General features: G+C 75.7%; 12 protein-coding genes. 5 read left to right on the top strand and 7 right to left on the bottom strand.

Translation table 11 applies throughout. From position 1 onward, the window contains the following. Positions 1-448: 448 nt before the first annotated feature. On the top strand, positions 449-1,981 hold the full coding sequence (locus SM793_RS24040) for an SDR family oxidoreductase (protein ID WP_320440395.1): 1,533 nt from the start codon (positions 449-451) through the stop codon (positions 1,979-1,981). 100 nt (positions 1,982-2,081) lie between these two features. Here the strand turns inward: SM793_RS24040 and SM793_RS24035 are convergent, their stop codons facing one another. The 5 genes from SM793_RS24035 to SM793_RS24015 all read right to left on the bottom strand — a co-directional run bounded on the left by SM793_RS24035 (position 2,082) and on the right by SM793_RS24015 (position 9,353). Continuing rightward, positions 2,082-2,600: a MarR family winged helix-turn-helix transcriptional regulator gene (locus SM793_RS24035; RefSeq protein ID WP_320440359.1), complete on the bottom strand. Its 519-nt coding sequence runs from the start codon at positions 2,598-2,600 to the stop codon at positions 2,082-2,084. 76 nt (positions 2,601-2,676) lie between these two features. Then, complete coding sequence (locus SM793_RS24030) at positions 2,677-4,914, bottom strand: MMPL family transporter (RefSeq protein ID WP_320440358.1); 2,238 nt, start codon at positions 4,912-4,914, stop codon at positions 2,677-2,679. Between the two features lie 61 nt (positions 4,915-4,975). Then, positions 4,976-5,368: a hypothetical protein gene (locus SM793_RS24025; protein ID WP_320440357.1), complete on the bottom strand. Its 393-nt coding sequence runs from the start codon at positions 5,366-5,368 to the stop codon at positions 4,976-4,978. A gap of 238 nt (positions 5,369-5,606) precedes the next feature. Then, positions 5,607-5,972 carry a hypothetical protein gene (locus tag SM793_RS24020; RefSeq protein WP_320440356.1) on the bottom strand — a complete coding sequence of 122 codons (366 nt, stop codon included), beginning with the start codon at positions 5,970-5,972 and terminating at the stop codon, positions 5,607-5,609. 258 nt (positions 5,973-6,230) lie between these two features. Then, the gene (locus tag SM793_RS24015) at positions 6,231-9,353 is read right to left on the bottom strand and encodes a phosphocholine-specific phospholipase C (protein WP_320440355.1); all 3,123 of its coding nucleotides are present in this window, start codon (positions 9,351-9,353) and stop codon (positions 6,231-6,233) included. Between the two features lie 566 nt (positions 9,354-9,919). On the opposite strand from SM793_RS24015, the gene SM793_RS24010 reads away from it, so the two are divergent. The 3 genes from SM793_RS24010 (at position 9,920) to SM793_RS24000 (ending at position 22,334) form a co-directional block, all read left to right on the top strand. Next, a complete protein-coding gene (locus SM793_RS24010) occupies positions 9,920-13,201 on the top strand; it encodes an amino acid adenylation domain-containing protein (protein WP_320440354.1) in 3,282 nt (1,093 codons plus the stop codon). A 185-nt stretch (positions 13,202-13,386) separates the two neighbouring features. Next, entirely contained in the window at positions 13,387-19,110 is a 5,724-nt protein-coding gene (locus SM793_RS24005; protein ID WP_320440353.1) for a non-ribosomal peptide synthetase, read from the top strand. Then, the gene (locus tag SM793_RS24000; RefSeq protein WP_320440352.1) at positions 19,107-22,334 is read left to right on the top strand and encodes an amino acid adenylation domain-containing protein; all 3,228 of its coding nucleotides are present in this window, start codon (positions 19,107-19,109) and stop codon (positions 22,332-22,334) included. Before SM793_RS24005 ends, SM793_RS24000 begins: the two co-directional genes overlap by 4 nt. A 47-nt stretch (positions 22,335-22,381) precedes the next feature. On the opposite strand, the gene SM793_RS23995 is transcribed toward SM793_RS24000, so the two are convergent. Next, on the bottom strand, positions 22,382-23,005 hold the full coding sequence (locus SM793_RS23995) for an SRPBCC family protein (protein WP_320440351.1): 624 nt from the start codon (positions 23,003-23,005) through the stop codon (positions 22,382-22,384). Between the two features lie 118 nt (positions 23,006-23,123). On the opposite strand from SM793_RS23995, the gene SM793_RS23990 reads away from it, so the two are divergent. Further along, positions 23,124-23,771, top strand: a complete 648-nt coding sequence (locus tag SM793_RS23990) for a TetR/AcrR family transcriptional regulator (protein ID WP_320440350.1) — start codon at positions 23,124-23,126, stop codon at positions 23,769-23,771. Between the two features lies 1 nt (position 23,772). Here SM793_RS23990 and SM793_RS23985 read toward each other — a convergent pair. Next, positions 23,773-24,787: tetratricopeptide repeat protein (locus tag SM793_RS23985; RefSeq protein WP_320440349.1), on the bottom strand; the 1,015-nt coding region annotated here is incomplete at its 5' end.

Raw genomic sequence — 24,787 nt, 5'->3', positions numbered from 1 at the left:
CGCATGCCGCACGCCGGTTCACCTCGTCCGCGAGCACCGTCCGGCCGGACGTCCGTCGTCCGGTCGGCTGTACCTGGAGCATCTCCCCCGACCGGCCGATCCGCCAGGGGCCAAGGGGCTGAATCACGGGGACCAACGGCCCCTGGCCGCGAACACCGCGTTTACCGGCCGGACACCGCAGCGCGCGGTGCCCGGCCCGGTGCCCGCCCCCGTACCGGTGGGCCGGACGGGAGGCGGAGCGGCCGATCGGGGGTGCGCGCGACACCGGCGGCGCGGGTACGCCTTCCGGCCGGGCCGCCCACCGGCCACCGCCGCCCGCCCACCGCCGCCACCGGGAGCCACCGTGACCGCACCCTCCAGCCCCGACGACCAGCACGACGACCGAGCCGTCGGCCGGCCCGTCGACCGGCCCGACAGCCGACCCGACGGCCGGCCCGCCCCCGGACCGCTGCGCTGCCTGGTCACCGGGGCCACCGGCTACATCGGCGGGCGGCTGGTGCCGGTCCTGCTCGACGCCGGCCACACCGTACGCTGCCTGGTCCGTGCCCCGGACCGGCTGCGGGACCACCCCTGGCGGAGCCGGGTCGAGGTGGTCACCGGGGACGTCACCCGCCCCGAGAGCCTCACCGACGCCTTCGCGGACGTCGACGTCGCCTACTACCTGGTGCACTCGCTCGGCACCGGCCCGGACTTCGAGGCCACCGACCGGGCCGCCGCCGGGGCGTTCGGGCGGGCGGCGGCACTGGCCGGGGTGCGCCGGATCGTCTACCTGGGCGGCCTCGCCCCCGCCGGAGTCCCGGCCGAGCGGCTCTCGCCGCACCTGCGTTCACGGGTCGAGGTCGGCCGGGTCCTGCGGGCGAGCGGCGTGCCGACCGCGGAACTGCGGGCCGCGGTGATCATCGGCTCCGGCTCGGCGTCCTTCGAGATGCTGCGCCACCTCACCGAACGTCTCCCGGTGATGGTGACCCCGCGCTGGGTGGACACCCGGATCCAGCCGATCGCCGTCCGCGACGTGCTGCGACTGCTGGTCGGGGCCGCCACGCTGCCGCCCGAACTCGACCGCGCCTTCGACATCGGCGGCCCCGAGGTGCTGACCTACCGCCGGATGATGGAGCGCTACGCGGCGGTGGCCGGACTGCCGCGCCGGCTGATCCTCGCCGTGCCGGTCCTCACGCCCCGGCTCTCCAGCCTCTGGGTCGGCCTGGTCACCCCGGTGCCCGGGTCGATCGCGCGGCCCCTGGTGGAGTCGCTGCGGTACGAGGTGGTCCGCACCGAGCACGACCTCGACCGCCTCCTGCCCGACCCGCCGGGCGGCGCCGTCGGCTTCGACGACGCCGTCCGGCTGGCGCTGCGGCGGATCGGGGACGCGGACGTCGCCACCCGGTGGTCCTCCGCCTCACTGCCCGGCACCCCAAGCGACCCGCTTCCCACCGATCCGGACTGGGCCGGCGGCAGCCTCTACCAGGACGTCAGGGAGCTGCGGGTGGACGTCGACCCGGCCGCGCTGTGGCGGGTGGTGGAGGCGATCGGCGGCGACAACGGCTGGTACTCCTTCCCGCTCGGCTGGGCGGTGCGCGGATGGGTGGACCGGCTGCTCGGCGGGGTCGGCCTGCGGCGCGGGCGGCGGGACCCGGCACGGCTGCGGGTCGGCGAATCGCTCGACTTCTGGCGGGTGGAGGAACTCGAACCCGGACGGCTGCTGCGGCTGCGCGCCGAGATGCGGCTGCCCGGTCCGGCCTGGCTGGAGCTGACCGTCACCCCGGACGGCGCGGGTGGCGCCCGATACCGGCAGCGGGCGCTGTTCCACCCGCGCGGACTGGCCGGGCACGCCTACTGGTGGTCGGTGGCACCCTTCCACGCCGTCGTGTTCGGCGGCATGGCCCGGCGGATCACCGAGGAGGCCGCGCGCGGCGGCGGAGGAGACGCCGGGGAAGGTGCCGGAGGAAGTGCCGGAGGAAGTGCCGGGGGCGGCACGGCCTGAGCATCCGGCCGCACAGCGCGCGGCTCAGGGATCAGGGCTCAGGGCTCAGGGCTCAGGCGCACGGCTGACGGCCCACGGCTCACAGCGCGCGGCGCGCCGGTCAGCGGGCCCGGCGCAGGTCGGCCAGTTCGCCGGTGATCCGGCCGAGGAAGCGCGCCACCGCGGCGAGTTCGGCCGGGGTGAACTCGCCGCGCACCGTCTCGGTCCGGCGGGCCACCGGCGCGAACCACTCCGCCGCCATCCGGCCGGCGCCCGGCAGATAGTGCACCAGGACCAGGCGCCGGTCGGCGGTGTCCCGGCTGCGGCGGATGTGCCCGGCCCGCTCCAGCCGGTCCAGCACGGCGGTGACGGCGCCCGAGGAGAGGCCCAGTTCCTCGCCCAGCCGCCCGGGCGTGGTCCCCCCGCTGCCGGACCCGCCCGGCTCCGGGGCGGCCCGCATGATCGCGAGCAGCGCCTGGACGTCCGTGGTGTGCAGGCCGCTGGCGCCGGCGAAGCCGTGGCCGAGCAGGTGCATCTCGGAGGCGAGGTCCTGGAGCAGCCGGCCGAGCGCCGGTCCGCCGGGCGGTACCCGCCACTGGTCGTGCTCCTGCTGCTCCTGCTGCTCCCCCTGCTCGGACAAGGCGTGTTCTCTCCGGTCGCGTACGGCGTCGATCCAACCCGTTCAGCCTAACGGCGCCGCGCCACTGCCCCGCCGGTCATCCCCCGGTGCCCGGCCCGGCTTCCGCCGACGCTGACGCCGACGCGGAAGCCGAAGCCGCCGCCCGCGGAGCGCCGCGGCCGGTCCCGGCGGGCCACCAGACCCGGTCGCCGAGGTCCCGGACCAGCGCGGGCACCAGCAGCGAACGGACCAGCAGGGTGTCCAGCAGCACCCCGAACGCCACGATGAAGGCGATCTGGGCGAGGAAGGCCAGCGGGATCACCCCGAGCGCGGCGAAGGTCGCGGCCAGCACCACACCCGCCGACGTGATCACCCCGCCGGTGGCGGTGAGCCCGCGCAGCACCCCCTCACGGGTGCCGAGGCGCTGGGACTCCTCCCGGACCCTGGTCATCAGGAAGATGTTGTAGTCCACCCCGAGCGCGACCAGGAACACGTACCCGTACAGCGGCACCGAGGGGTCCACCGCGGAGAACCCGAACACGTGCGGGAACACCACCGCGCTGACCCCGAGCGTGGCGAGGTAGGAGAGCGCGACGGTGGCGGCCAGCAGGACCGGCGCCACCAGGGAGCGCAGCAGCAGGACCAGCACGGCCAGCACGCAGAGCAGCACCACCGGGGTGATCAGGCGCCGGTCGTGGGCGGCCGTGGTCCGGGTGTCGTCCTGCTGGGCGGTGTAGCCGCCGACCAGCGCCCGCGCGCCGGGCACGGCGTGCACCGCGTCCCGCAGCCGGTGGACGGTGGCGACGGCCGCGTCACTGTCGGCCGGGTCGGTGAGGGTGGCCTCCAGCCGGACCCGGCCGTCCACGACCAGCGGCTCGGCGCCCGGTGCCCCGGCGGTGGTGGCGCGGACGGCGGCGACCCCGGGTACCGCGGCAGCGGCGGCGGTGACGGGCGCCGCGCGGTCGCCGGCGGCGATGATCACGGCGGGGTTGCCGCTGCCGCCGGGGAAGTGCGCGGAGAGCAGCCGCTGCCCGGCCGCCGAGGGCTGGGTCTTGACGAAGAGTTCGCTCTGCGGGACGCCGCCGGCGTCCAGGGTCGGGGCGAGGGCGGCGAGCGCCGCCAGGACGAGCAGGCTCCCCGCCCACAGGGCGCGCGGGCGGCGGGCGACGAGTTCGGCCACCCGGGCCCAGACGGCGTGCACCGGGGTCCGTCCGTCGGCGGCGGGGCGGGCCGGCCAGTAGGCGGCCCGGCCGGCCAGCACCAGTGCGGCGGGCAGGAAGGTGAGCGCGGAGAGCACGGCGCAGGCGATCCCGATCGCGCCGACCGGGCCGAGGGCGCGGTTGTTGGTGAGGTCGGAGAGCAGCAGGACGAGCAGGCCGAGGGCGACGGTGGCGCCGGAGGCGGCGATCGGTTCGACGGAGTGCCGCCAGGCGGTGCGCATCGCGGCGAACCGGTCGCCGTGCAGGTGGAGTTCCTCGCGGAAGCGGGCGGAGAGCAGCAGGCCGTAGTCGGTGGCGGCGCCGATGACGAGGATCGACAGCAGCCCCTGGACCTGGCCGTCCACGGTGACCAGGCCGTGGTCGGCGAGCAGGTAGACCAGGGCGCAGGCGATGCCGAGCGCGAAGACGGCGCCGAGGATCACCAGCAGCGGCAGCAGGACGGCGCGGTAGACGGCGAGCAGGATGAGCAGGACGACGCCGAGGGCGACGCCGAGCAGCAGGCCGTCGATGCCGGCGAACGCGCCGCCGAGGTCGGCCGCGATCGCGGCGGGTCCGGCCAGGCCGACGGTGGTGCCGGGGACCTGTTCGGCGAGTTCGCGGACGGCGCGCACGGCGTCGCCGGTCTTCCGGCCGAGGTCGGCGCGCAGTTGGACGACGCCCTGGAGGGCCTGTCCGTCGGCGGCGGGCAGGGCGGGTGAGACCCGTCCGGTGGCGCCGGGCAGGGCGGCTGCGGCCCGCAGGGCCTGTTCGGCGGCGGCGCGGCCGGTTCCGTCGATCGGGCCGCCGCGGCTCTCCCAGACGATGATCACGGGCAGCGCGTTGTCGGCCCGGAAGTCGGCGCCGAGCCGGGCGGCCTCGGTGGACTCGGCGCTGCGGGGCAGGAAGGCGGCCCGGTCGTTGGTCGCGACCTCGCCGAGCCGGCCCGCGTAGGAGCCGAAGGCGCCGCCGAGGCCGAGCCAGACGATCAGCAGCGCGAGCGGGACGAGCAGCCGGGCGCGGCGGCGCCGGTCGGGCGGGCCGGTCGGGCGCCCGGCCGGAGGCACCGGGGCGGGAGGCACCGGGGCGGGGGGCGCCGGGGCGGGTGGCGGGGCGGCGTGCGGACGGTCAGCGGGCATGGCGGGGCGCGCTCCGGGCCTGGGCGGGGTCGTGGACAGCCCGGATCATATCTCTCGACCGTCAAGAGACTTGACGGGCGGAGAGGTTTCGCGGTCGCGCCAGGAGTCCGGCCACCGAGAGCGCGCCCCAGCCGACCGAGACGGCGACGGCCATCACCCGGTGGCGGCGGGACGGGAGGGCGGTGGCGAGCAGTGCGGCGTCGCCCAGGTCGGAGGCGATCCGCACGGCGGTCGCGGTGCGCAGCGCGGCGTCGTTCGGGGCGAAGGCCATGGCGAGGCCGCAGGCGGCGTCGCGCAGGGCCAGCGGGCGCAGGCAGGCGGCGACCGGCGCGGGCACCGAGCCGTCCGGCGCGGTGAGGCCGGAGGGGCGGGCGAGCAGGGCGGGCCGGCGGGCGACGGCGATTCCGTAGACGGCGGTGGCGGCGCCGGTGAGACGCAGCAGGCGCTGGTGCATGGCGGTGACCTCCCGGAGGACTGGCGGACGGGGCGGATCATATCTCTCGATGGTCAAGGGATTCGGGCGAACGGGGCGCGCCCACGACGACTCGGGGACGGGCCGCCCAAGGGGAGACCGAGCCGGGAGGGTCCGCACCCGGGGCCGGACGCGGCCCGGCCCCGGGCAGGCCGACGGCCCGCCGGTACGGGACCGGCGGGCCGTCGGCGCGCTGCCGCGGGGTGCCCGCGAGGAGGCGTCAGGAGACGCGCTTGATCTGCCAGGCGTTGTCGTTGAGGCTCGGCACGGCCGAGTAGCGGCAGCTGCTGTTGTAGAACGAGGAGAGCTGCACCCAGCCGGCCGGCTGGTAGGTCGAGGCGCAGACGGTGAGCGTGGTGCCGATCGGCAGACCGGTGAGCTGCTTGATCTGCTTCTTGTTGGGGTTGAAGGTCGAGCCGCAGCTCACGTCGTTCCACCACTGGACGTCGACCCAGCCGCTCGGGGTGAGCTGGCTGCTGCAGACGTTCAGGGTGTCACCGGGGGCGGCGTGCGCGGTGGTCGTGGTCATGGTGAGTGCGGCGGCGGCACAACCGGCAGCCAGGGCGACGGCGCGAAGACGGGACACGGAGCGGCTCCTCTCCACGGTACGGGCGATCCGCACCGGACACCCATTCCTATCGGTGGGACCATCGGCACGGACAGTGACTTTCCGGTCCGCGCCGGGGCCCGCGACGGGTTCGCCACTGTTGACAGTGCGCCGACACGCACTTCCCGGCAGCGCGAACGGCCCGCCCGGGCCCCGGAGTCCGGGGCCCGGGCGGGCCGGGTGGGTGACGCAGGACGCCCGGGCCGCGCGCGGCGGCGCGCGGGCGGCGCGCGGGCGTCAGCCGGTGATCGGCTTCACGTCCAGCCGGATGTGGTCGACGGCCCAGAACCAGTTGTTCCCGGCGTCGAACATCCGGAACTTCAGCGTCACGCCGCGCGCACCCGCCGGAACGGCGAACTGCTTGGTGACGAAGGCGTTCTGGACGTCCTTGCCGGCGTTGTCGTTGCCGGTGGCGTCCGAGCTGTAGGACACCAGCCGGGTCTCGGTGCCGTTGTCGAAGACCGCCGTGACGGAGGCCTTCTGCGGGGCCTCCTGGCGGTAGTGCGAGTCGAAGCCCAGGTACAGGGTGGTGGCCCCGGCCGGGACTGGCACGACGGGCGAGACCAGGGTCGAGTCGAACACGCCCTTCTTGGACGGCGCACCGGTGTCGTCCCAGTCGTCCGGGTCGGCGACGGCCAGGATGCCCAGGCCCCGGGTGAAGTTGCCCCGGTCCTGGCCGGCCGGGTTGGACCACTCGCGCTTGGTGTGGAAGGTCCAGCCCTGGAGCCGGACGGTGCCCTGCGGCATGGCCGGCGCGTTGACCACCGACCAGCCCTGCGGGGCCTGCGGCGTCCAGCCGACCACCCCGGCGACCGGCTGGAGCGCGGCCGCGAGCGACTCGAAGTCCTCGCCGAGCAGGTGGCCGGCCATCACCGGCGCGGTGCGGGCGGCGAGTTCCCCGTCGGCGACGGCGAAGCGGTTGCCGGCCAGCGCGCGGGCGGTGACCAGGACGCGGTGGGTGGCGCCGTCCGGCAACTGGGCGGGCGGGGTGACGTCCCACTCGGCGGTGGCGCTCGCCCCGGCGGCCAGCGCCACGGGCGGCGCGGTGACGGCGGTGACCGTCCAGCCGGCCGGGACGACCGGCTGGGCCTCGATCACGGTCAGCGCGTCGGCGGCGGTGAAGCGGGCGGTGACCCGGGCGGGGCGGCCGGGCAGCAGAATCGCCTCGTCGATGGTGGTGGAGGCGGACTTGAGCGCGACGTCCACCGCCAGCGGGTCGGCCTGGCCCATCGCCGGGTCGGTCAGCAGGTGCTCGCCGTCCCAGGGGAAGCGGCCGGCGATCCGGCGGCGGAAGCCGAGTTCGCCGCGCACCCCCACCGCGACGTCGTACCAGCCCTCGGGGCCGACGTTGAGGTTGACGGTCTTGTCGTCGCCCGCGGCGACCCGGACCTCGCGCAGTCCGTCGCCGTAGGCGAGGTCGCCGACCAGGAAGGTCTGGGCGGTGCGCGAGCGGTTGATCACGTCCACCTCCAGCACCTTGCCGTCGCGCTCCTCGGAGAGCGAGATCTCGTACGCCGCGTCGACGGTGCCGCGCAGGTGCCAGAGCGCGCCGTTGGGGCCGTGGACCCGCAGGTCGTAGCCGTCCTGGCCGACCGTCCAGACGTCGGAGGTGCGGGACTTGGCGCCCACCGTGTAGTGGCGCGGCGGGGCTCCGGGGGCCGGGTAGACCGCGAACACGGCACCCTGCCTGCCCTGGTTGATGAAGTCGATCGTCAGCTGGTCGCCCTTGAGGCGCGGCTTGACGGTGAGGTCGTACGGCGCCGGGCGGGCGGCCCGGGTGCCGCGCTCCTGCCGCGGGAAGGCCTGCGGGTCGGGCACGGTGGGCGCGGGCAGCTTGCCGGTGTCGACGACCTTCTGCCGGTTGCCGCTGGTGTCGGGGAGTTCGGGCCAGCGCGGGTCGCGGCCGGAGAAGTCGAAGACGTTGGTGAGGTCGCCGCAGACCGAGCGCCGCCAGGGGCTGATGTTGGGCTCCTGGACACCGAAGCGCTGCTCCAGGAAGCGCAGCACCGAGGTGTGGTCGTAGACGCTGGAGTCGACGACACCGCCGCGGGTCCACGGGGAGACGACGATCATCGGCACCCGGACGCCGAGGCCCATCGGGTACGGTCCGGAGACCACGCTCTCGCCGGCGGGCAGGGTGTCGGACCAGGCGAGCGAGCCGTCGGCGGCCCGGACCCGGTACCTGCCGTCCTGGCTCACCACGCGGTGGTAGGTGGAGCCGCCCTTGGCGACGCGGACGACGACCTCGCCGTCCACGGGGACGGTGGACTTGCCGCGCCCGGCGGCCAGCGGCGGGACGGGCGGCAGCTGGTGGTCGAAGAAGCCGCCGTGCTCGTCGTAGTTGAGGATGAAGACGGTCTTCTCCCACACCTCGGGCTTGGCCGCGAGGGCGGCCAGCAGCCGGGCGGTGAGGTGCTCGCCGTTCGGCGGCGCGTAGTTGGCGTGCTCGGAGAGCGCGGCCGGGGCGACGATCCAGGACACCTGCGGGAGGGTGTCGGCCTGGATGTCGGCGGCGAAGGCCTCGACCAGGGCGTCACCCATCGCGAACGGGTCGCCCTTCTTGGCCGGGTCGCCGACCGCGCGCATGCCGCGCTCGTACAGCGGCTCGCCGGGCTTGGCCTTGACGAAGGGGGCGAACCAGGCGAGCGCGTTGTCGTCGAAGTTGTCCAGCGCCTGGTAGGTCCGCCAGCTGACGCCGGCCTTCTCCAGGCGCTCGGCGTAGGTGGTCCACTCGTAGCCACCGGGGATCTCGGTGTTGTCGGTGACCGGGGTGTCCCGGACGGTGCCGCCGCTGGTGCCCGTCATCAGGTGCTCGCGGTTGGTGTTGGTGTTGCACTGCACCGACGCGTAGTAGGCGTCGCAGGTGGTGAACACCGAGGCGAGCGCGTGGTAGAAGGGCATGTCGGCGCTCTCGTAGTAGCCCTGGCCGAGCCAGCCGCTGGAGCGGCGGGTGACCGAGCCGTCGGCGAGGCCGTCGTTCCAGGCCTTCATCGAGTCGACGAAGCCGAACGCGGGGGCGCCCTGCTGGTACGCGTTGGTGTGGGCGGCGTTCATCGGGAACGGCAGGAGGTGGCCCTCCTTGCGGCTCGGGTCGGGCTGATGGAAGACCGAGCGGCCGTTGACGCCCCGCACCGCCGTCCGGTCGCCGAAGCCGCGAACGCCGGCCTGGGTGCCGAAGTAGTGGTCGAAGGCGCGGTTCTCCTGCATGAACACCACAACATGCTGGATGTCCGCCAGGCGGCCGGGGCGGGCCGGCGCGGCGAGCGCCTCGCGCACACTGAGGGGGAGGGCGGACAGCACGGCGGCCGCGGCCGCGCCGCCGAGCAGGGTGCGGCGCGACAGTTCGGGCTTCGGACTCATCGGGGGTGACTCCTTGTACAGAACGGGGGGTGCCTGGAGCAGTGGTCCAGACCCGTTATGTGTACGGGCCCCAGGTGGACGGGAACGGGGGGTTCGATGGCGCGTCGATGACAGACAGTGAACCCATAGCTGTACAGACAACTTGCCGTCGACGGGGGTCCGCGGCCGCCCTTCGCGCCATGACGGCCGCGACCGCGTTCCCAGCAGCCCCGCCGGTCGCGCCAGACCCCCCGGCGCGGAAGGTGGTTGACGAACCGTCGGCAGCCTCCGGCCAGGTCGTGGACAACCCTTGACGAGGCATGTGGTCTGTGGAAATCTCTCGGCAGGTCCAGGCCAATGATCTTCGTACGGGGGTAGGGGATCGCGTCGCCTGACGCATCAGGGGGGAAACCTGGGAGTCGGGTCCGGCCGTGCCTCGGCGCCTGCCGACCGGTCCGCGGGGCGGGCCGGCCACCCTTCGGCAGCCGCGCCGTCCGATCGCGCCGTGCCGCGCCCGCGCGCCGCCACGGCCACCGCTCGGACGGGTGCCCCGCGGCTCCGTCTCCGACTCCCGAATCGAGCACCGCATGTCCGACTCCCCCAACCGGCCCGGCTCGTCCTCCGCCGCCGGGGACCCCGCGAGAGCGACGGACGCCGCACGGCCCGCCTCCCCCGCCCAGCACGGAATCTGGCTGACCAGCAGGCTCACCCACGTCCCCGAGGTCTTCCACCTCGCGCTGCGGATCGGCTTCGACCGGATCGACGCCGACGCGCTGGCCCGCGCCGTCACCGCGACCGTCGCCCGGCACCCCGCGCTCTCCTCCGCGCTGGTGGAAAGGGACGGCGTGCTGCGCCCCGTCCCGGCCGGGCGGACGCCCGCGCTCACCGTCCTGGAACCGGTCGGCGAGCCGGTCGGCGAGTGTGCCGACGCCTGCGCCGACGCCCTCGCCAAGCGGCTCGCCGAAGAGCTGGCCCTGCCGTTCGACCTGGCCCGGGGGCCGCTCGCCCGGTTCACCCTGGACCGGCGGGCGGACGGGAGCGCCGAGCTGCTGGTGGTGGCGCACCACGCGGTGTTCGACGGCAACTCCAAGGACGTGCTGGTCGCGGACCTCGCCGCCGGGTACGCCGCCGCGCTCACCTCGTCGGCGGACGGCGGGCGATCGGCAGCGGACGGGGACACCGACGCCGCGCCGCTCGACCCCGCCCTCCTGGCCCGGGCCGCCGCCTTCCACGGCCCCCGGTGGGCCGCCGCCACCGCCCCGGTGCTCCCCGGCGGCCCCCGCGCCGTGACCGACGCCGGTCCCGGCGAAGCCGTCGCCTGGCGGCTCGACGGCGCGGCCGGGGCCGCCCTCGCGGACGCCGCCCGGGCCGCCGGGGTCACCCGCTTCGAGTTCCTGCTCGCCGCCCTGCACGGCCTGCTGCACCGCTACGGCGGCGAGGCCGTCCCGGTCGCCGTCCCCTTCTCCACCCGTGGACCCTGGCAGCGCCGCGCGATCGGCCTGTTCGTCAACGAGCTGCCCGTGTACGCCCCGGCCGGCCAGGACGGCGAGACGCCGTTCGCGCGCTACGCCGCCGCCGTGCGCACCGAGGCCCGACTGGTCTCCGCACACCGCGCCGTCCCGTTCGGCAGCGCCGTCCCCGGCCTCACCCCCCGGGCCGGGCTGGCGCCGGTCTCCTTCGGCTACCGCCGCCGCACCACCGCCGACCCCGTCTTCCCCGGCAGCACCGCCCTGGTCGACTGGACCGTCTTCCCGCACGCGGCCCGCAACACCCTGCACCTCCAGGCCGTCGACGGCGCCGACGGGATCGACCTCTCGCTCCAGTACGACCCGGCCGTGCTCGCCTCCGCCGCCGCACGGCGGATCGCCGGGCATTTCGCCACCCTGCTCGCCGCCGCCGTGGCCGACCCCGCGACGCCGCTCGGCGACCTGCCCCTGCTCGACGGGGCCGAGCGGCACCTGGTGACCACCGCCTGGAACGACACCGCCCGCGCCTACCCCGCCGACCGGACCGTGCTCGACCTGGTCCGGGAGCGCGCCGGGGCCGCCCCCGACGCGCTCGCCGTGGTGGCCGGGGAGGAACGGCTGACGTACCGGGCGTTGCTGCGCCGCGCCGACCGGCTGGCCGGGGCGCTCACCGCGGCCGGCATCGGCCGGGACGACCTGGTCGGCCTGCACCTCGCCCGGACCGCCGACCTGCCGGCCGCGCTGCTCGCCGTGCACGCGGTCGGCGCCGGCTACCTCCCGCTCGACCCCGGCTACCCGGCCGAGCGGCTCGCCTTCGTGCTCGCCGACTCCGGCGCCGCCCTGCTGCTGGCCGACCGCGAACCGGAGCCCGCAGTCGCCGCCGCCGCACCGGCGGTGCTCCGGCTGGGCGGCGCCTCCTCCGGGGCGAACGCCGACACCGAGGGCGGGGCCGAGGGCGGGGCCGACGGCGATGCCGGAGCCGGGGACGGCACCGACGCCGGGGCCGACGCCGGCCGGCTCGCGTACGTCCTGTACACCTCCGGCTCCACCGGCCGCCCCAAGGGCGTCGAGATCGGCCACCGGGCGCTGGTCAACCTGCTCACGGCCTTCGCCACGCGGCTCGGCTCCGGCCCCCGGGACGTCTGGCTCGGCCTCACCTCGCTCTCCTTCGACATCTCCGCCCTGGAACTGCTGCTGCCGCTGACCACCGGCGGCCGCCTGGTGCTGGCCCCGGACGGCCTGTCCGTGGACGGCCCCGGGCTGCGCGCGCTGGTCGAGCGCGAGGGCGTCACCCACGTCCAGGCCACCCCCTCGGGCTGGCGGGTCCTGCTCGGCGCCGGGCCGCTGCCGTCCGGGCTGACCGGCCTGGTCGGCGGGGAGGCCCTGCCGCTGCCGCTGGCCCGGCAGCTGCGGGCCGGCACCGACCGCCTGTTCAACGTCTACGGGCCGACCGAGACCACCGTCTGGTCCACCTGCGCCGAGCTGCCGGACGACCCGGAGGCGGTCCGGATCGGCCGGCCCATCGCCAACACCCGCGCGCTGGTGCTCGACCGCCGCCGCCGGCCGCTGCCGATCGGCGTGCCCGGCGAACTCCACCTGGGCGGCGACGGGCTCGCCGAGGGCTACCTGGGCCGGCCGGAGCTGACCGCCGAGCGCTTCGTCGACGACCCCTTCGGCGCCCCCGGCGACCGGCTCTACCGCACCGGCGACCTGGTGGCCTGGAGCCCGGACGGCGAACTGGAGTTCCTCGGCCGGCTCGACGACCAGGTCAAGGTCCGCGGCCACCGGATCGAGTTGGGGGAGGTCGAGGCGGCACTGCTGACCCATCCGGCGGTCGCCGAGGCCGCCGCCGCGGTGCACCGGGAGGAGGCCGCCGCGCCCGGGGAAGGGGGCCGCGGGGTCGGGGGCGACGGGGACGGCGGGGACGGCGGGGACGCGGTCGACGGAGAGCCGTTCGTCGCCGGCTATCTCGTCCCGGCCGCCGGACAGCCCGCTCCCGCTCCCGCCGAACTCCGGTCCTTCCTCCAGCGGTTGCTGCCCGGAGCGGCCGTCCCGCAGCGCTTCCTGGTGCTCGACCGGCTGCCGCTCACGCCCAACGGCAAGCTGGACCGCCGCGCGCTGCCCGTCCCGCCGGTGCCGGTCGAGGCCCCGGCCGGTCCCGCCGCCGGGCCGGACGCGGAGGACGAGGTGCTCGCCGCCGTGCTCGGGATCTGGTCCGAGGTGCTGCGGATGCCCGGCCTCGGTCCCGAGGACGACCTCTTCGACCTCGGCGGCCACTCCCTGACGATCATTCAGATCACTGCCAGGATCCGCGACCTGCTGGGTGTCGAGCTGGACTTCGACGTATTCTTCGCCAGCCCGACCCCGCTCGGCATCGCCGCCGCCGTCCGCGAACTGCGGTGACCCCCGGGCGGCGCGGCCGGACCCGCGCCGCCCGGCCTTCCCTCCCCGCCGCCCGCACTCGTACCCGCACCCGCTTCCCTCGCCCTCCCTGCCCCGCGCCCCCTCCCCCGCGGCGGCCCGCCCCGTGGCGATCCCGCCCGACGGCACCGCAGCCGCCGCCCGACGTGCGCCGAATGGAACAACCCATGACCGACCTCCAGGACCCCGCGGCCGGGCTGTCCGCGACCAAACGCGCCCTGCTCGCCCAGCGCCTGCGCGCGGCCGCCGGCACCACCGCGGCCGCGGACGCCGCCGGACCCACCGCGCCCGCGCCCGGCGGCGGCACTCCCGTCGACGCGCCTCCCGCCACCACCGTCCCCGTCCGGCCCCCGGGCAGCGCGGTCCCGCTCTCCAGCGGGCAGGAACGCCTCTGGTTCATGGACCAGTTCGCGCCCGGCTCCACCGCCTGGACCCTGGCCCCGGCCCGCCGGCTGCGCGGCCCGCTGGACCGCACCGCGCTCGACGCCGCACTCACCGGGCTGCTCGCCCGGCACGAGGCGCTGCGGATGAGCTTCCCCGCCACCCCCGAGGGCACCGCCGAGGTCCGGATCGCCGAACCCGGCCCGCTCGCAGCCGAGTTCGTGGACGCGACCGGCGACCGGGACCCGGCCGGACGGGCCGCCCGCGAGGTCGGCGAGCGGGTGGCGCGACCGTTCGACCTGGCCGAGGGCCCGCTGCTGCGCGCCCTGCTGGTGCGCACCGCGCCGGACGAGCACGTGCTCGCCCTGGTCATGCACCACATCGTCAGCGACGGCTGGTCGCTGGACATCCTGCACCGCGAACTCGACGCGCTGTACGCCCGGCACGCGCACGGCACCCCGGACCGGCTGCCCCAACTGCCGGTGCGGTTCGGCGACTACGCGGGCTGGCAGCGGGAGCGGCTGGCCGGCGGGGCGCTGGCGGGCTCGCGGGCCTACTGGCGCGAGGAGCTGCGCGACGTCCCGGCCCTGGAGCTGCCGACGGACCGCCCCCGGCCGCCGGTGCGGACCTTCGAGGGGGCCGCCACCGAATTCCACTGGAGCAGTGAACTCGGAAGTGGCGTCGCCGAGTTGGCCAGGTCCTCGGGCGCCTCCGGCTACATGGTGCTGATGGCGGCGCTGCAGACCCTGCTCGGCCGGCACGCCGGGCGGCGGGACTTCGCGATAGGTTCGGCGGTGGCCGGCCGCCTGCACCGCGAACTCGAAGGCGTGGTCGGCCTGTTCATCAACATGCTGCCGATCCGGGCCCGGCTGGACGGCGATCCGACCTTCGCCGAACTGGTCGGCCGGGTCCGCGCCACCACCCTCGACGCGTACACCCACCAGGAGGTGCCGTTCGAGCAGATGGTGGCCGATCTGGAGATCGAGCGCGACGTCAGCCGCTCCGCCGTGTTCCAGGTCAGCTTCGCCTACCAGAACTACGGCGAGCGCAGCGCCGCGTCCACCCCCGGCCCCGCGTCCGCCCCCGGCTCCGCGTCCACCCCCGGCCCCGCGTCCGCCCCCGGCTCCGCGGGCTCCCCCGCCGCGCCGACCGCCGAGAGCTTCGGGCACGAGGCCGCCACCACCCGCACCGACCTCGCGTTCTACCTGCGGGAGAAGTCCGACGGCGGCCTCTACGGGCTGCTCACCTACCGCACCGACCTGTTCGACGCCGCGACCGTGCGCCGGCTGGTCGAGCGCTTCGAACTCCTCCTCGCGGCGGCGGTCGCCGACCCGGACCGGCCGCTCTCCCGGCTGCCGCTGGCCACCCCCGCCGAGCGGCGGGACGTCCTGGAGCGCTGGGCCGCCGGGCCCGCGCTGCCCGACCCGGACGGCGCCCCGGCCACCCTGACCGCCCTGCTCGCCGCCACCGCCCGTGCCCACCCCGACCGGCCGGCCCTGGAGTCCGGGGGCCGCACCGTCACCTACCGCGAGCTGGACGAGCGCGCCACCGGGCTCGCCCGCCGGCTGCGCGCGCTCGGCGTCGGTCCGGACGACCGGGTCGCGGTCTGCCTGGAGCAGTCGCCCGAACTGGCGGTGGCCCTGCTCGGCGTGCTGAAGGCCGGCGGCGCCTACCTGCCGCTGGACCCGGAGCAGCCGCCCGCCCGGCTCGCCCACCTGGTCGCCGACGCCGGGGTCCGGGTCCTGCTCACCGACTCGGCCCTGCGCGACCGCTTCCCCGGCCACGACGGCGCCGCGCTGCTGCTGGACACCGAGCCGCCACCGCGGGACGCCGACCCGCTGCCGGAACTCTCGGGACCGGACCACCTCGCCTACGTCATCTACACCTCCGGCTCCACCGGCACCCCCAAGGGTGTCGCCGTCCAGCACCGCCAGATCCTCAACTACCTGGCCGGGGTGCGGGAGCGGCTGCGGATCGAGCCCGGCGCGAGCTACGGGCTGCTGCAGTCGCTGGCCTTCGACTTCAGCATGACGATGCTGTACCTCGCGCTGAGCACCGGCGGCCTGGTCCACCTGCTGCCGCGCCGGATCGCCGGGGCCGAACTCGCCGAGCAGATCGAGGCGTTGGAGCTCGACCACCTCAAGATGACCCCCTCGCACCTGGCCGCGCTGAGCGCCGACGCCCCGATGGAGCGGCTGCTGCCGCGCCGGTCGCTGGTGCTCGGCGGCGAAGCCTCGGCCTGGCCGTGGGCCGCGGGCCTGGCCGCCCTCGGCCGGTGCGCGGTGTTCAACCACTACGGCCCGACCGAGGCCACCGTCGGCGTGACCGTGCACGAGGTCACCGCCGAGGCCGCCGGGCCGGGCAGCACCCCGATCGGCACCCCGCTCGCCGGAGCCCGCTGCCACGTCCTCGACGAGGCCGGGCAGCCGGTGCCGCCGGGCGTCACCGGCGAGCTGTTCCTCGGCGGCGACCGGCTGGCCCGCGGCTACCTGGGCCGGCCGGAGCTGACCGCCGAGCGCTTCGTCGACGACCCCTTCGGCGCCCCCGGCGACCGGCTCTACCGCACCGGCGACCTGGCCCGCTGGCGCACCGACGGCACACTCGACTACCTGGGCCGGGCCGACGACCAGATCAAGGTCCGCGGCTACCGGGTGGAACCCGGCGAGATCGAGGCGGCCCTCACCGCCCTGCCCGGGATCGGCCAGGCCGTCGTCCTGGCCCGGGGCGAGGGCCTGCGGCAGATGCTGGTCGCCTACCTGGAGCACCCCGGGGGCGCCCCGGTGCCCACTCCGGCCGAACTGCGCGACGCCCTGGGCGAGTTGCTGCCCGACTACATGGTCCCGGCGCGGTTCGTGGTACTCGACCGGCTGCCCCTGCTGGCCCACGGCAAGGTCGACCGGCGGAACCTGCCCGAACCCGAGGAGCCCGCCGCGAGCGGGGAGTTCGTCCAACCCGAGGGCGCGGCCGAGGAATTCCTCGCCGCGCTCTGGGCCGAACTGCTCGGCGTGCCCCGGGTGGGCGCCCTGGACGACTTCTTCGAACTCGGCGGGCACTCGCTGCTGGCCACCCAGGTGGTCGCCAAGCTGCGCCGCGCTTTCCCCGAACTCCCCACCCCGGTCGGGGTGATGGACCTCTTCAAGTACCCCACGGTGCGCCGGCTGGCCGCCCTGGTCAGCGATCCGCACGCCGATCGCGGCCCGCGCAGCCTGCTGCACCTGCTCACCCCGGCCGGCCGCCGGACCACCGCCAGCCTGGTCTGCACCCCGTACGGCGGCGGCAGCGCGCTCATCTACAAGCCGCTCGCCGACGCCCTCCCGGCCGACTGGGCCCTGCACTCGCTCGCCGTCCCCGGGCACGAACTGGGCGAGGAGGCCATGGACATCGACGAGGTCGCGGCCGGCTGCGCCCAGGAGGTCCTGGACACCGTCGAGGGCCGGATCGTGCTGTACGGCCACTGCGGTGTCGGCGTCCGGCTGGCCGTGGAGATCGCCCGGCGGCTGGAGGCGGCCGGCCGCGAGGTCGAGGCCGTCCACCTCGGCGGCATCTTCCCGTTCGCCCGGCCGCGCGGGCGCGGCGCCGCCGTCGGCGAGTGGTGGGCCCGCACCGCCGACCGGCTGCGCAGCGACCAGGGCATGATCAACGCCCTGGCGGCGGCCGGCCTGGACACCGACGAGGTCGGCACCGAGCAGCTGCGGCTGATGGTCGCCAACCGCCGGACCGGCACCCGGGAGGCCGAGCAGTACTTCACCCGGCTGTTCGAGAGCGAGGACGGCCGGATCGCCGCCCCGGTGTACGCGGTCTGCGGCGACCGGGACCCGGCCACCGAGTTCTACGAGGAGCGGTACCGGGAGTGGCACCGGCTCAGCGACACCACCGGCGTCGTGGTGCTCGACGAGGCCGGGCACTTCTACCTCAAGTACCGGGCCGCCGAACTGGCCGAGGTCCTCACCACCGTGCACCGCTCGGTCGTCGACGGCGAGGAGCAGCGGCACCGGCGCACCGAGGGCGCCACCTGGTGGCTGGCCGGGCTCTCCCGTTCCCCGGACGCGGCGGACGGCGCGGGCTCGGCGGCCGAGCCGGCGACGGCAGCCGCGGCCTCGACCGCCGCGGTGCGGCCCACCATGCGCCGCTTCCTCGGCGTCGCCGCCGGCCAGCAGATCTCGATGATCGGCTCGGCGCTCACCGAGTTCGCGCTGCCGGTCTGGATCTACCTGACCACCGGCTCGCTCGCGCAGTTCGGCCTGCTGGCCGCCTGCGGGCTCGTCCCCGGCATCCTCACCGCGCCGCTGGCCGGGGCGCTGGTGGACCGGGGCGACCGGCGCCGGATCATGCTGTACGGCGATGTCGCCGCTGGCCTCACCCAGGCGGTGATGCTGCTGCTGTACCTGACCGACTCGCTGGCGGTGTGGCACGCGTACGTGCTGATCGCGGTGCTGTCGACGGCGCTGACCTTCCAGCGGCTGGCCTGGAACTCGGCCGTGCCGCAGCTCGTCCCGAAACGCTTCCTCGGCCGCGCCAACGGCGTCGTCCAGATGGCCTTCGGCCTCGCCCAGTTCCTGGTGCCGCTGTTCGCGGTCGGCCTGCTGTCGGCGCTCGGGCTCGGCGGCATCCTGGCGATGGACGTGGCCAGCTACGTGGTCGCCACCGGCGTGACGCTGGCCGTGCGCTTCCCCGACGTGATGGCAGCGCGGCGCCGGGAGAGCGTCGCCGCCGAGATCCGGGCCGGCTTCCGGCGGGCGCTCGGCAGCCGCAACTTCCGGGCGATGCTGCTGTTCTTCGCCGTGCTCAACATCTTCCTGTCGCCGCTGTTCCTGCTCACCACCCCGCTGGTGCTGTCCTTCGCCCCGCTGGCCGCCGCCGGCTGGGTCGCGGTCGCGGCCGGGCTGGGCGCCGTCCTCGGCGGTCTGACCCTGCTGGTGTGGGGCGGGCCGCGCCGGCTGCGGCTGCGCGGCGTCCTGCTCGCCACCCTCGGCCTGGCGGCCGCCTGCCTGGTGACCGGCCTGCGGCCGAGCGTCCTGCCGGTCGCGCTCGGCGCCTTCGGCATGGCGTACGGGCTGGCCCTGGTCAACGGCGTCTACGCGACGATCGTGCAGACCAAGGTGCCGCTGCGGTTCCACGGCCGGGTGATCGCCGTCAACACCATGGTCGCCTGGTCCACCCTGCCGGTCGGTTTCGCCCTGGTCGCACCGCTCGGACCGCGCCTGGTCCAGCCGTGGGTGGACGCGGACGGCCCGCTGGCGGGCAGCGTCGGCCGGCTGATCGGCACCGGCGACGGCCGCGGCATCGGCCTGCTGTACCTGCTGTTCGGGCTCGCCATGGCCCTGCTGGTGCTGGTCTGCCTCGCCGTCCCCGCCCTGCGGCACTTCGACCGCGACGTCCCCGACGCGGAGCCGGACGACCTGGTCGGCCTGGCCACCCTCGCGGCCCGCGCCGGGACCGCACCCCCCGCTTCACCCGAACTCCCCTCCGCACCCACCTCCCGCACCGGAACCGAGGCCGCCGCCCGATGACCACCACCGACCGGACCGCCGGCCCCGCCCGCCCCGTCGAGGCCGTCCACCCGCTCACCGAGGAACAGCGCCGGCTCTGGTTCCTCCAGCAGCTCCACCCCGCCGACGCCGGCTTCAACATGTACCTGTGCCGCCGGTGGAGCGGCCCGCTCGACATGACCGCCCTGGGCGCCGCGCTCGACCAACTGACCGCCCGGCACGAGCCGCTGCGCACCCGCTTCGCCCTGGACGGCGAGGCGCCCGTGCAACTGGTCGAGCCCGCCGCGCCCGTCCCGCTCGACCTCGTCGCGCTGGCCCCGGGCGCCGCGGAGGCGGACTTCACCGACGCCTGCCGCCCCACCGTCAACGCGCCGTTCGACCTCGGCGCGCGCCCGCCGCTGCGCGTCGTCCTGGTCTCCGCCGGGCCCGGGGAGCACGCGCTCGCGCTGGTCGTCCACCACATCGTCTCGGACGGCTGGTCGTTCCGGATCCTCTGGCGCGAACTGCTCGCGCTCTACCGGGAGGCCCTCGGCGAGGCACCGGCCGGGCTGGCGCCGCTCGCCCTGCGCTACGGTGACGTCGCCCGCGCCGAGCAGCGGCGCGCCGGGGCGGGCGGCACCGAGGCCGCGTTCCGCTACTGGGCGGAGAAGCTGGCCGGCACCGGCCGGCTGCGGCTACCGCTGGACCGCCCGCGCCCGGCGGACCCCCGGCACCCGGCCGGCTTCGCCACCACCGCCCTCGGCCCGGAGCTCACCTCGGCCCTGGACGCCCTCGCCCGGCGGGAGCGCTGCACCCCGTTCATGGTGCTGCTCGCCGCCTACCAGTGCGTGCTGGCCCGCTGGACCGGCAGCACCGACTTCGTGGTCGGCACCCCGCTCGCGGGCCGCACCGAGGCCGCCCAGGAGGAGCTGGTCGGCTACTTCGCCCGCACCGGTGTGCTCCGCGCCGACCTCACCGGCGAACCGGACTTCCGCACCGTCCTGCACCGCGTCCGCACCGCCACCCTCGGCGCGCTCAGCCACCAGGACGTCCCGCTGGAGCGGCTGGCCACCCACCTGGGCCTGCCCGCCGAGACCGGCGCGGCGCCGCTCTACCAGGCCGTGTTCGTGCACCAGAGCCAGTACGACCTGGCCGGCGAGAACGGCGGCACCCCGCTGCCCGCCGGGGTCCGCACCGCTTCCATGGACTCCGGCTTCGAACGCGCCAAGACCGATCTGCTGCTGGACAGTTGGCGCACACCGGACGGCGGGCTCACGCTCTCCTTCTGCTTCGACCGGGAGGTGCTCCACGCGGAGACGGTGGCCGCGCTCGGCACCCGCTGCCACGCGCTGCTCACCGCCGCCGTCGCGGACGTGACGGTGCCGCTGCACGGCGACTGGCTGATCACACCGGACGAGCGGGCCGAACTGCTCGCCCTCGGCACCGGACCGGCTCCCCGGCCCACCGGCCTTCCCGTGCTCACCCGGTTCGCCGGGCGGGTCGCCGCCGCCCCGGACGCACCGGCCCTGGAATGCGCGGGCCGCACCCTCTCCTACGCCGAACTCGACCGGCTGTCCGACGAGTTGGCCGAGCGCCTGGGATCCGTGGCGGGGCAGCTGGTCGCCGTCCGGCTGGCCCCCTCCTTCGAGCTGGTGACGGCCCTGCTGGCGATCTGGAAGGCCGGCGCGGGCTACCTGCCGCTCGACCCGGCCCACCCGGAGGAGCGGCGGCGGCTGATGCTGCGCGAGTCGGGGGCCGTCCTGCTGCTCACCGACGAGGGCGGTCCCGAGGGCCTGCGGATCGTCGAGGCCGCCCCGGCGAGCACGGACGGTGACCGCTCCGGCCTCGCCTACGTCCTGTTCACCTCCGGCTCCACCGGCACCCCCAAGACCGTCGCCGTCGACCACGCCGCCCTCGCCGCCCGGGTCGACTGGATGGCCGGGCCCGAGGGCTACCGGCTCACCCCCGGGGACCGGATCGTCCAGTTCGCGTCGATCGGCTTCGACACCCACGCCGAGGAACTGTGGCCCGCCCTGGCCTCCGGCGCCCGCGTAGTGCTGCTCCCCGGCGGCGGCCGCACCCTGCCCGAACTGCTGCGCGGCCCGCACGGCCCCTCCGTCACCGTCCTCGACCTGCCCACCGCCTACTGGGAGGAACTGGTCTCGCACGACGACCGCACCCCGTGGCCGGCCGCCCTGCGGCTGGTGGTGCTCGGCGGCTCCGAGGTCCGCGCCGAGGCCGTCGCCCGCTGGCGGGAGCGGCACGGCGACACCGTCCGGCTGGTCAACACCTACGGCCCGACCGAGGCCACCGTGATCGTCACCGCCACCGACCTCGGCGCCCGGGACGCCGCCCGCCGCCCGTCCCTGGGCCGCCCGCTGCCCGGCGTGCGGCTGTACGTGCTGGACGAACGCGGCGCCCTGCTGCCGCGCGGCTCCGAGGGCGAGCTGCACATCGGCGGTACCGGCCTCGCCCGCGGCTACCTGGGCCGCCCCGACCTGACCGCCGCGGCCTTCCTGGACGATCCGTTCGCCGACGTTCCCTTCGCCGCCGATGCGTTCGCCGCCGATGCGTTCGCCGCCGATCCCTTCGCCGCCGGCCGGATGTACCGCACCGGCGACCGCGCGCGCTGGCGCAGCGACGGGACCCTCGACTACCTCGGCCGCGGTGACGAGCAGATCAAACTGCGCGGCTACCGGATCGAACCGGCCGAGATCGAGGCCGCCCTGACCGCCCGCCCCGAGGTCGCCCGGGCCGCCGCCGTGGTGCGCGGCGGCCGGCGGCTGGTCGCGTACGCCGCCCCGGCCCCGGGCGCGGAGCCCGACGCCGCCGCCCTGCGCGAGCACCTGGTCCGGCGCCTGCCCGCCTACCTGGTCCCCGACACCGTCGTCCTCCTCGACACCCTCCCGCTGACCCTCAACGGCAAGCTCGACACCGCCGCCCTCCCCGAACCGGCCCCGGCCACCGGGCGCCCGTACCTGGCGCCGCGGACCGATGCCGAGCAACTGGTCGCCCAGCTGTGGCAGGAGGTCCTGGGGGTGCCCCGGGTGGGAGCCCTGGACGACTTCTTCGAACTGGGCGGCGACTCGCTGCTGGTCACCCGGGTCGTGGCCCGGATCCGGGCGGGCGTCGGGCTGGACGTCCCGATCCGCGACGCCTTCGAACTCTCCACGGCGGCAGCGCTCGCGGCCCGGGTGGAGGAGTTGCTCGTCGCCGAGATCGAGGCCCTGAGCGAGGACGAGGCGGCCGACCGCCTGGACGGCTGACCGAGCGGTGACGGGCGCGGGCCGGTAACCGCGCCCGTCACCGTCCGTCAGCGCACCTGGTCCTCGGCGGCCACTTTCAGGTCGGCCAGCCATCCCTCCAGCCCGGCCCGCAGGATCGCGGTCGCCAACGGCACATCGGCGTCGACCTGCGGCCCGGTGTGGGTCTCCTCGGTGCTCACCCGCACCCCGCCCCGCACCTTGGTGAACCTCCAGACGTGCACGCCGTCGATGTGCAGGCCCTCTCCGTCCGCCGGGCCGGTCCAGCGGACGCAGGAGCGGTCCTCGACCTGGCGCACGGTCGAGGTGATGTCCAGGGCGGTGGCCGGGATGCCGACCTCGGGCGGGATCGGCGTCGTCCAGTGGAACGCCGACCCGGCGCGGAACCGCCCGTGGTCCAGCCGCTCGGCGCTGCTGACCGCCTGCTGCCAGGCCGGCCAGCGGTCGACGTCCGTCTGCAGCTTCCACACCACGTCGAGCGGCGCGTCGATCACCGCCTCGGTCCGGTACCGGACCTGCGCGGCCGGGTCGACCCCGGCTCCCCGGCAGCTCAGCCCCTTGGCCGGTTTCGCGGACCGCGCCCCGGCCGGTGCCGCGGCACCGCCCAGGAGTGCGACCACCAGCGGGACGGTGATCACTGCGGCCCGGATTCCGATCCTGCGTCCACCGAACATGGCGTTCCCCTCTCGATATCCCGTCATCCTTGTTAGAAGTTATAACTCCGAGCTCCATCAAGAGTCAATAGCTTCCGTGATAGCCTCTAACGAACGCATCCGAGAGGCGACCCCCACCATGGCGAAGAGCGACCCCACCACCCCCCGCGAGCGCTACCGCACCCAGGTCCGCACCGAGGTGAGGGAGCGCGCCTGGGAACAGATCGCCACCGCCGGCGCCTCCGCGCTCTCCCTGAACGCGATCGCCAAGCAGATGGGCATGAGCGGCCCCGCCCTCTACCGCTACTTCGCCAACCGGGACGAGCTGATCACCGAACTCGTCCGCGAGGCCTACCGCGACCTCGCCGACACCCTCCACGCAGCCGCCGAAACCGGCGCCGACCTGGCCGGCCTCGCCCGCACCCTGCGCACCTGGGCCCTCGCCGACCCGCAGCGCTACCTGCTGCTCTACGGCACCCCGGTGCCCGGCTACCAGGCCCCCGAGGACACGAGGGCCATCTCCCAGGAGATCGCCGTCACCCTGATCGACGCCTGCGCCGCCGCCCTCCCCCCGGCCACCCCCGCCTCACCCCTGGCCACCCACCTCGCCGACCACCGCACCTGGGCCGCCGGCCACCCCGCCCCACCCGAGGCCCTCGCCCTCTTCCTCACCCTCTGGACCCGCCTCCACGGCGTGCTGTCCCTCGAACTCGCCGGCCACTTCACCGGCATGCAGTTCGACGCCGAAGTCCTCTTCGAGTCCGAACTCGCCACCCTGCTGGGCTGATTCAGCCCACCCGTCCACCCGCCATCGGCCGGGCCCGTTCGAGCAGTTCACGCACCCGCACGTCACGTCGGTACGGGCGAACCGCTGCGACCATCGCCCGGAACCGGTCGTCCGCCCGACCGGACTGCACCTGCGGGTATTCGTCCAAGGCCAAGTGCCAGTTCTGCACGGCCTCCTCGACCCGACCGGCCTCGACCTGCCACTCGGCCAGCATCGCCCGATGACGCACCCGGGCCCGCCGGTACACGGCGGGCCTGACCTTCTCGGAGCGTTGCAGCGCCTTGATCGCCCCTTCCCGGTCGCCGAGTTCGTGGTTCACCTGGGCCACGTGATAGGCGAGCGAGGCGGGATCGTACGAGCCATGAGCCTTCGCCCTGGACTCGGCCTGCTCCATGGCGACTTCCGCCGCACGCAGCATCGCCAACGCCCCCGCGCGGTCACCGGTCCGCGCGAGAGAGTGCGCCTGCTGCCCGGCCAGGAACGCCCGCATCCGCGGCCCAGCCTGCGGTGAGGCGCTCGATGCCGCTTCCGCAAGCCGTACCGCCTCTGCCCCGTGGCCGAGTTCGACGGCCTGCACGCTCATGCCACGCAAGGTGGTGCAGTAGGTGAGATGGTCACCGGCCGCGAGCGCGAGCTCCAGCGCCTTGGTGTAGTAGCTCTGCCCCAGGGTGTCCAGCCGTTCGTCCACGGCCATGTACCCCGTCAGGTAGAGGTGGTCGGCCGCAGCGGAGAGCATCGCCCTGCGCACCTCGTCCGAGGCCGTGGCGCGAAGGTACGGCACGATGTTGTTGACCATGAACGCTGCCGCCATGGGCCGCGCGGTGCGCCCGCCGAACTGGTCGTCGATCTGGCTGATCCGCTCGGTCATCGCGATGACGGACTCGACCTCGCCCATCCCGATCCTGGCGTGCGGATCCGACCCCAGTCTCTCGAACCGCCCCACCACGTCCGGCCACCCGGGAATGGCCAGCGCCGCGGAGTAGAGGCCCGCACCGAGGACGCCTCTGCGCGATGGA

Source organism: Kitasatospora purpeofusca (genome assembly GCF_034043715.1).
Classification (GTDB): Bacteria; Actinomycetota; Actinomycetes; order Streptomycetales; family Streptomycetaceae; genus Kitasatospora; species Kitasatospora purpeofusca_A.
Note: the sequence above shows the minus strand (reverse complement) of the source record. Positions and strands in the feature narration are given on the sequence as shown.

Excerpts from the sequence above, each read along its gene's own strand:
- SM793_RS24030 (WP_320440358.1), bottom strand. The coding sequence starts at position 4,914 with ATGCCCGCTGACCGTCCGCACGCCGCCCCGCCACCCGCCCCGGCGCCC.
- SM793_RS24025 (WP_320440357.1), bottom strand. The coding sequence starts at position 5,368 with ATGCACCAGCGCCTGCTGCGTCTCACCGGCGCCGCCACCGCCGTCTAC.
- SM793_RS24015 (WP_320440355.1), bottom strand. The coding sequence starts at position 9,353 with ATGAGTCCGAAGCCCGAACTGTCGCGCCGCACCCTGCTCGGCGGCGCG.
- SM793_RS24010 (WP_320440354.1), top strand. The coding sequence starts at position 9,920 with ATGTCCGACTCCCCCAACCGGCCCGGCTCGTCCTCCGCCGCCGGGGAC.
- SM793_RS24005 (WP_320440353.1), top strand. The coding sequence starts at position 13,387 with ATGACCGACCTCCAGGACCCCGCGGCCGGGCTGTCCGCGACCAAACGC.
- SM793_RS24000 (WP_320440352.1), top strand. The coding sequence starts at position 19,107 with ATGACCACCACCGACCGGACCGCCGGCCCCGCCCGCCCCGTCGAGGCC.
- SM793_RS23995 (WP_320440351.1), bottom strand. The coding sequence starts at position 23,005 with ATGTTCGGTGGACGCAGGATCGGAATCCGGGCCGCAGTGATCACCGTC.
- SM793_RS23990 (WP_320440350.1), top strand. The coding sequence starts at position 23,124 with ATGGCGAAGAGCGACCCCACCACCCCCCGCGAGCGCTACCGCACCCAG.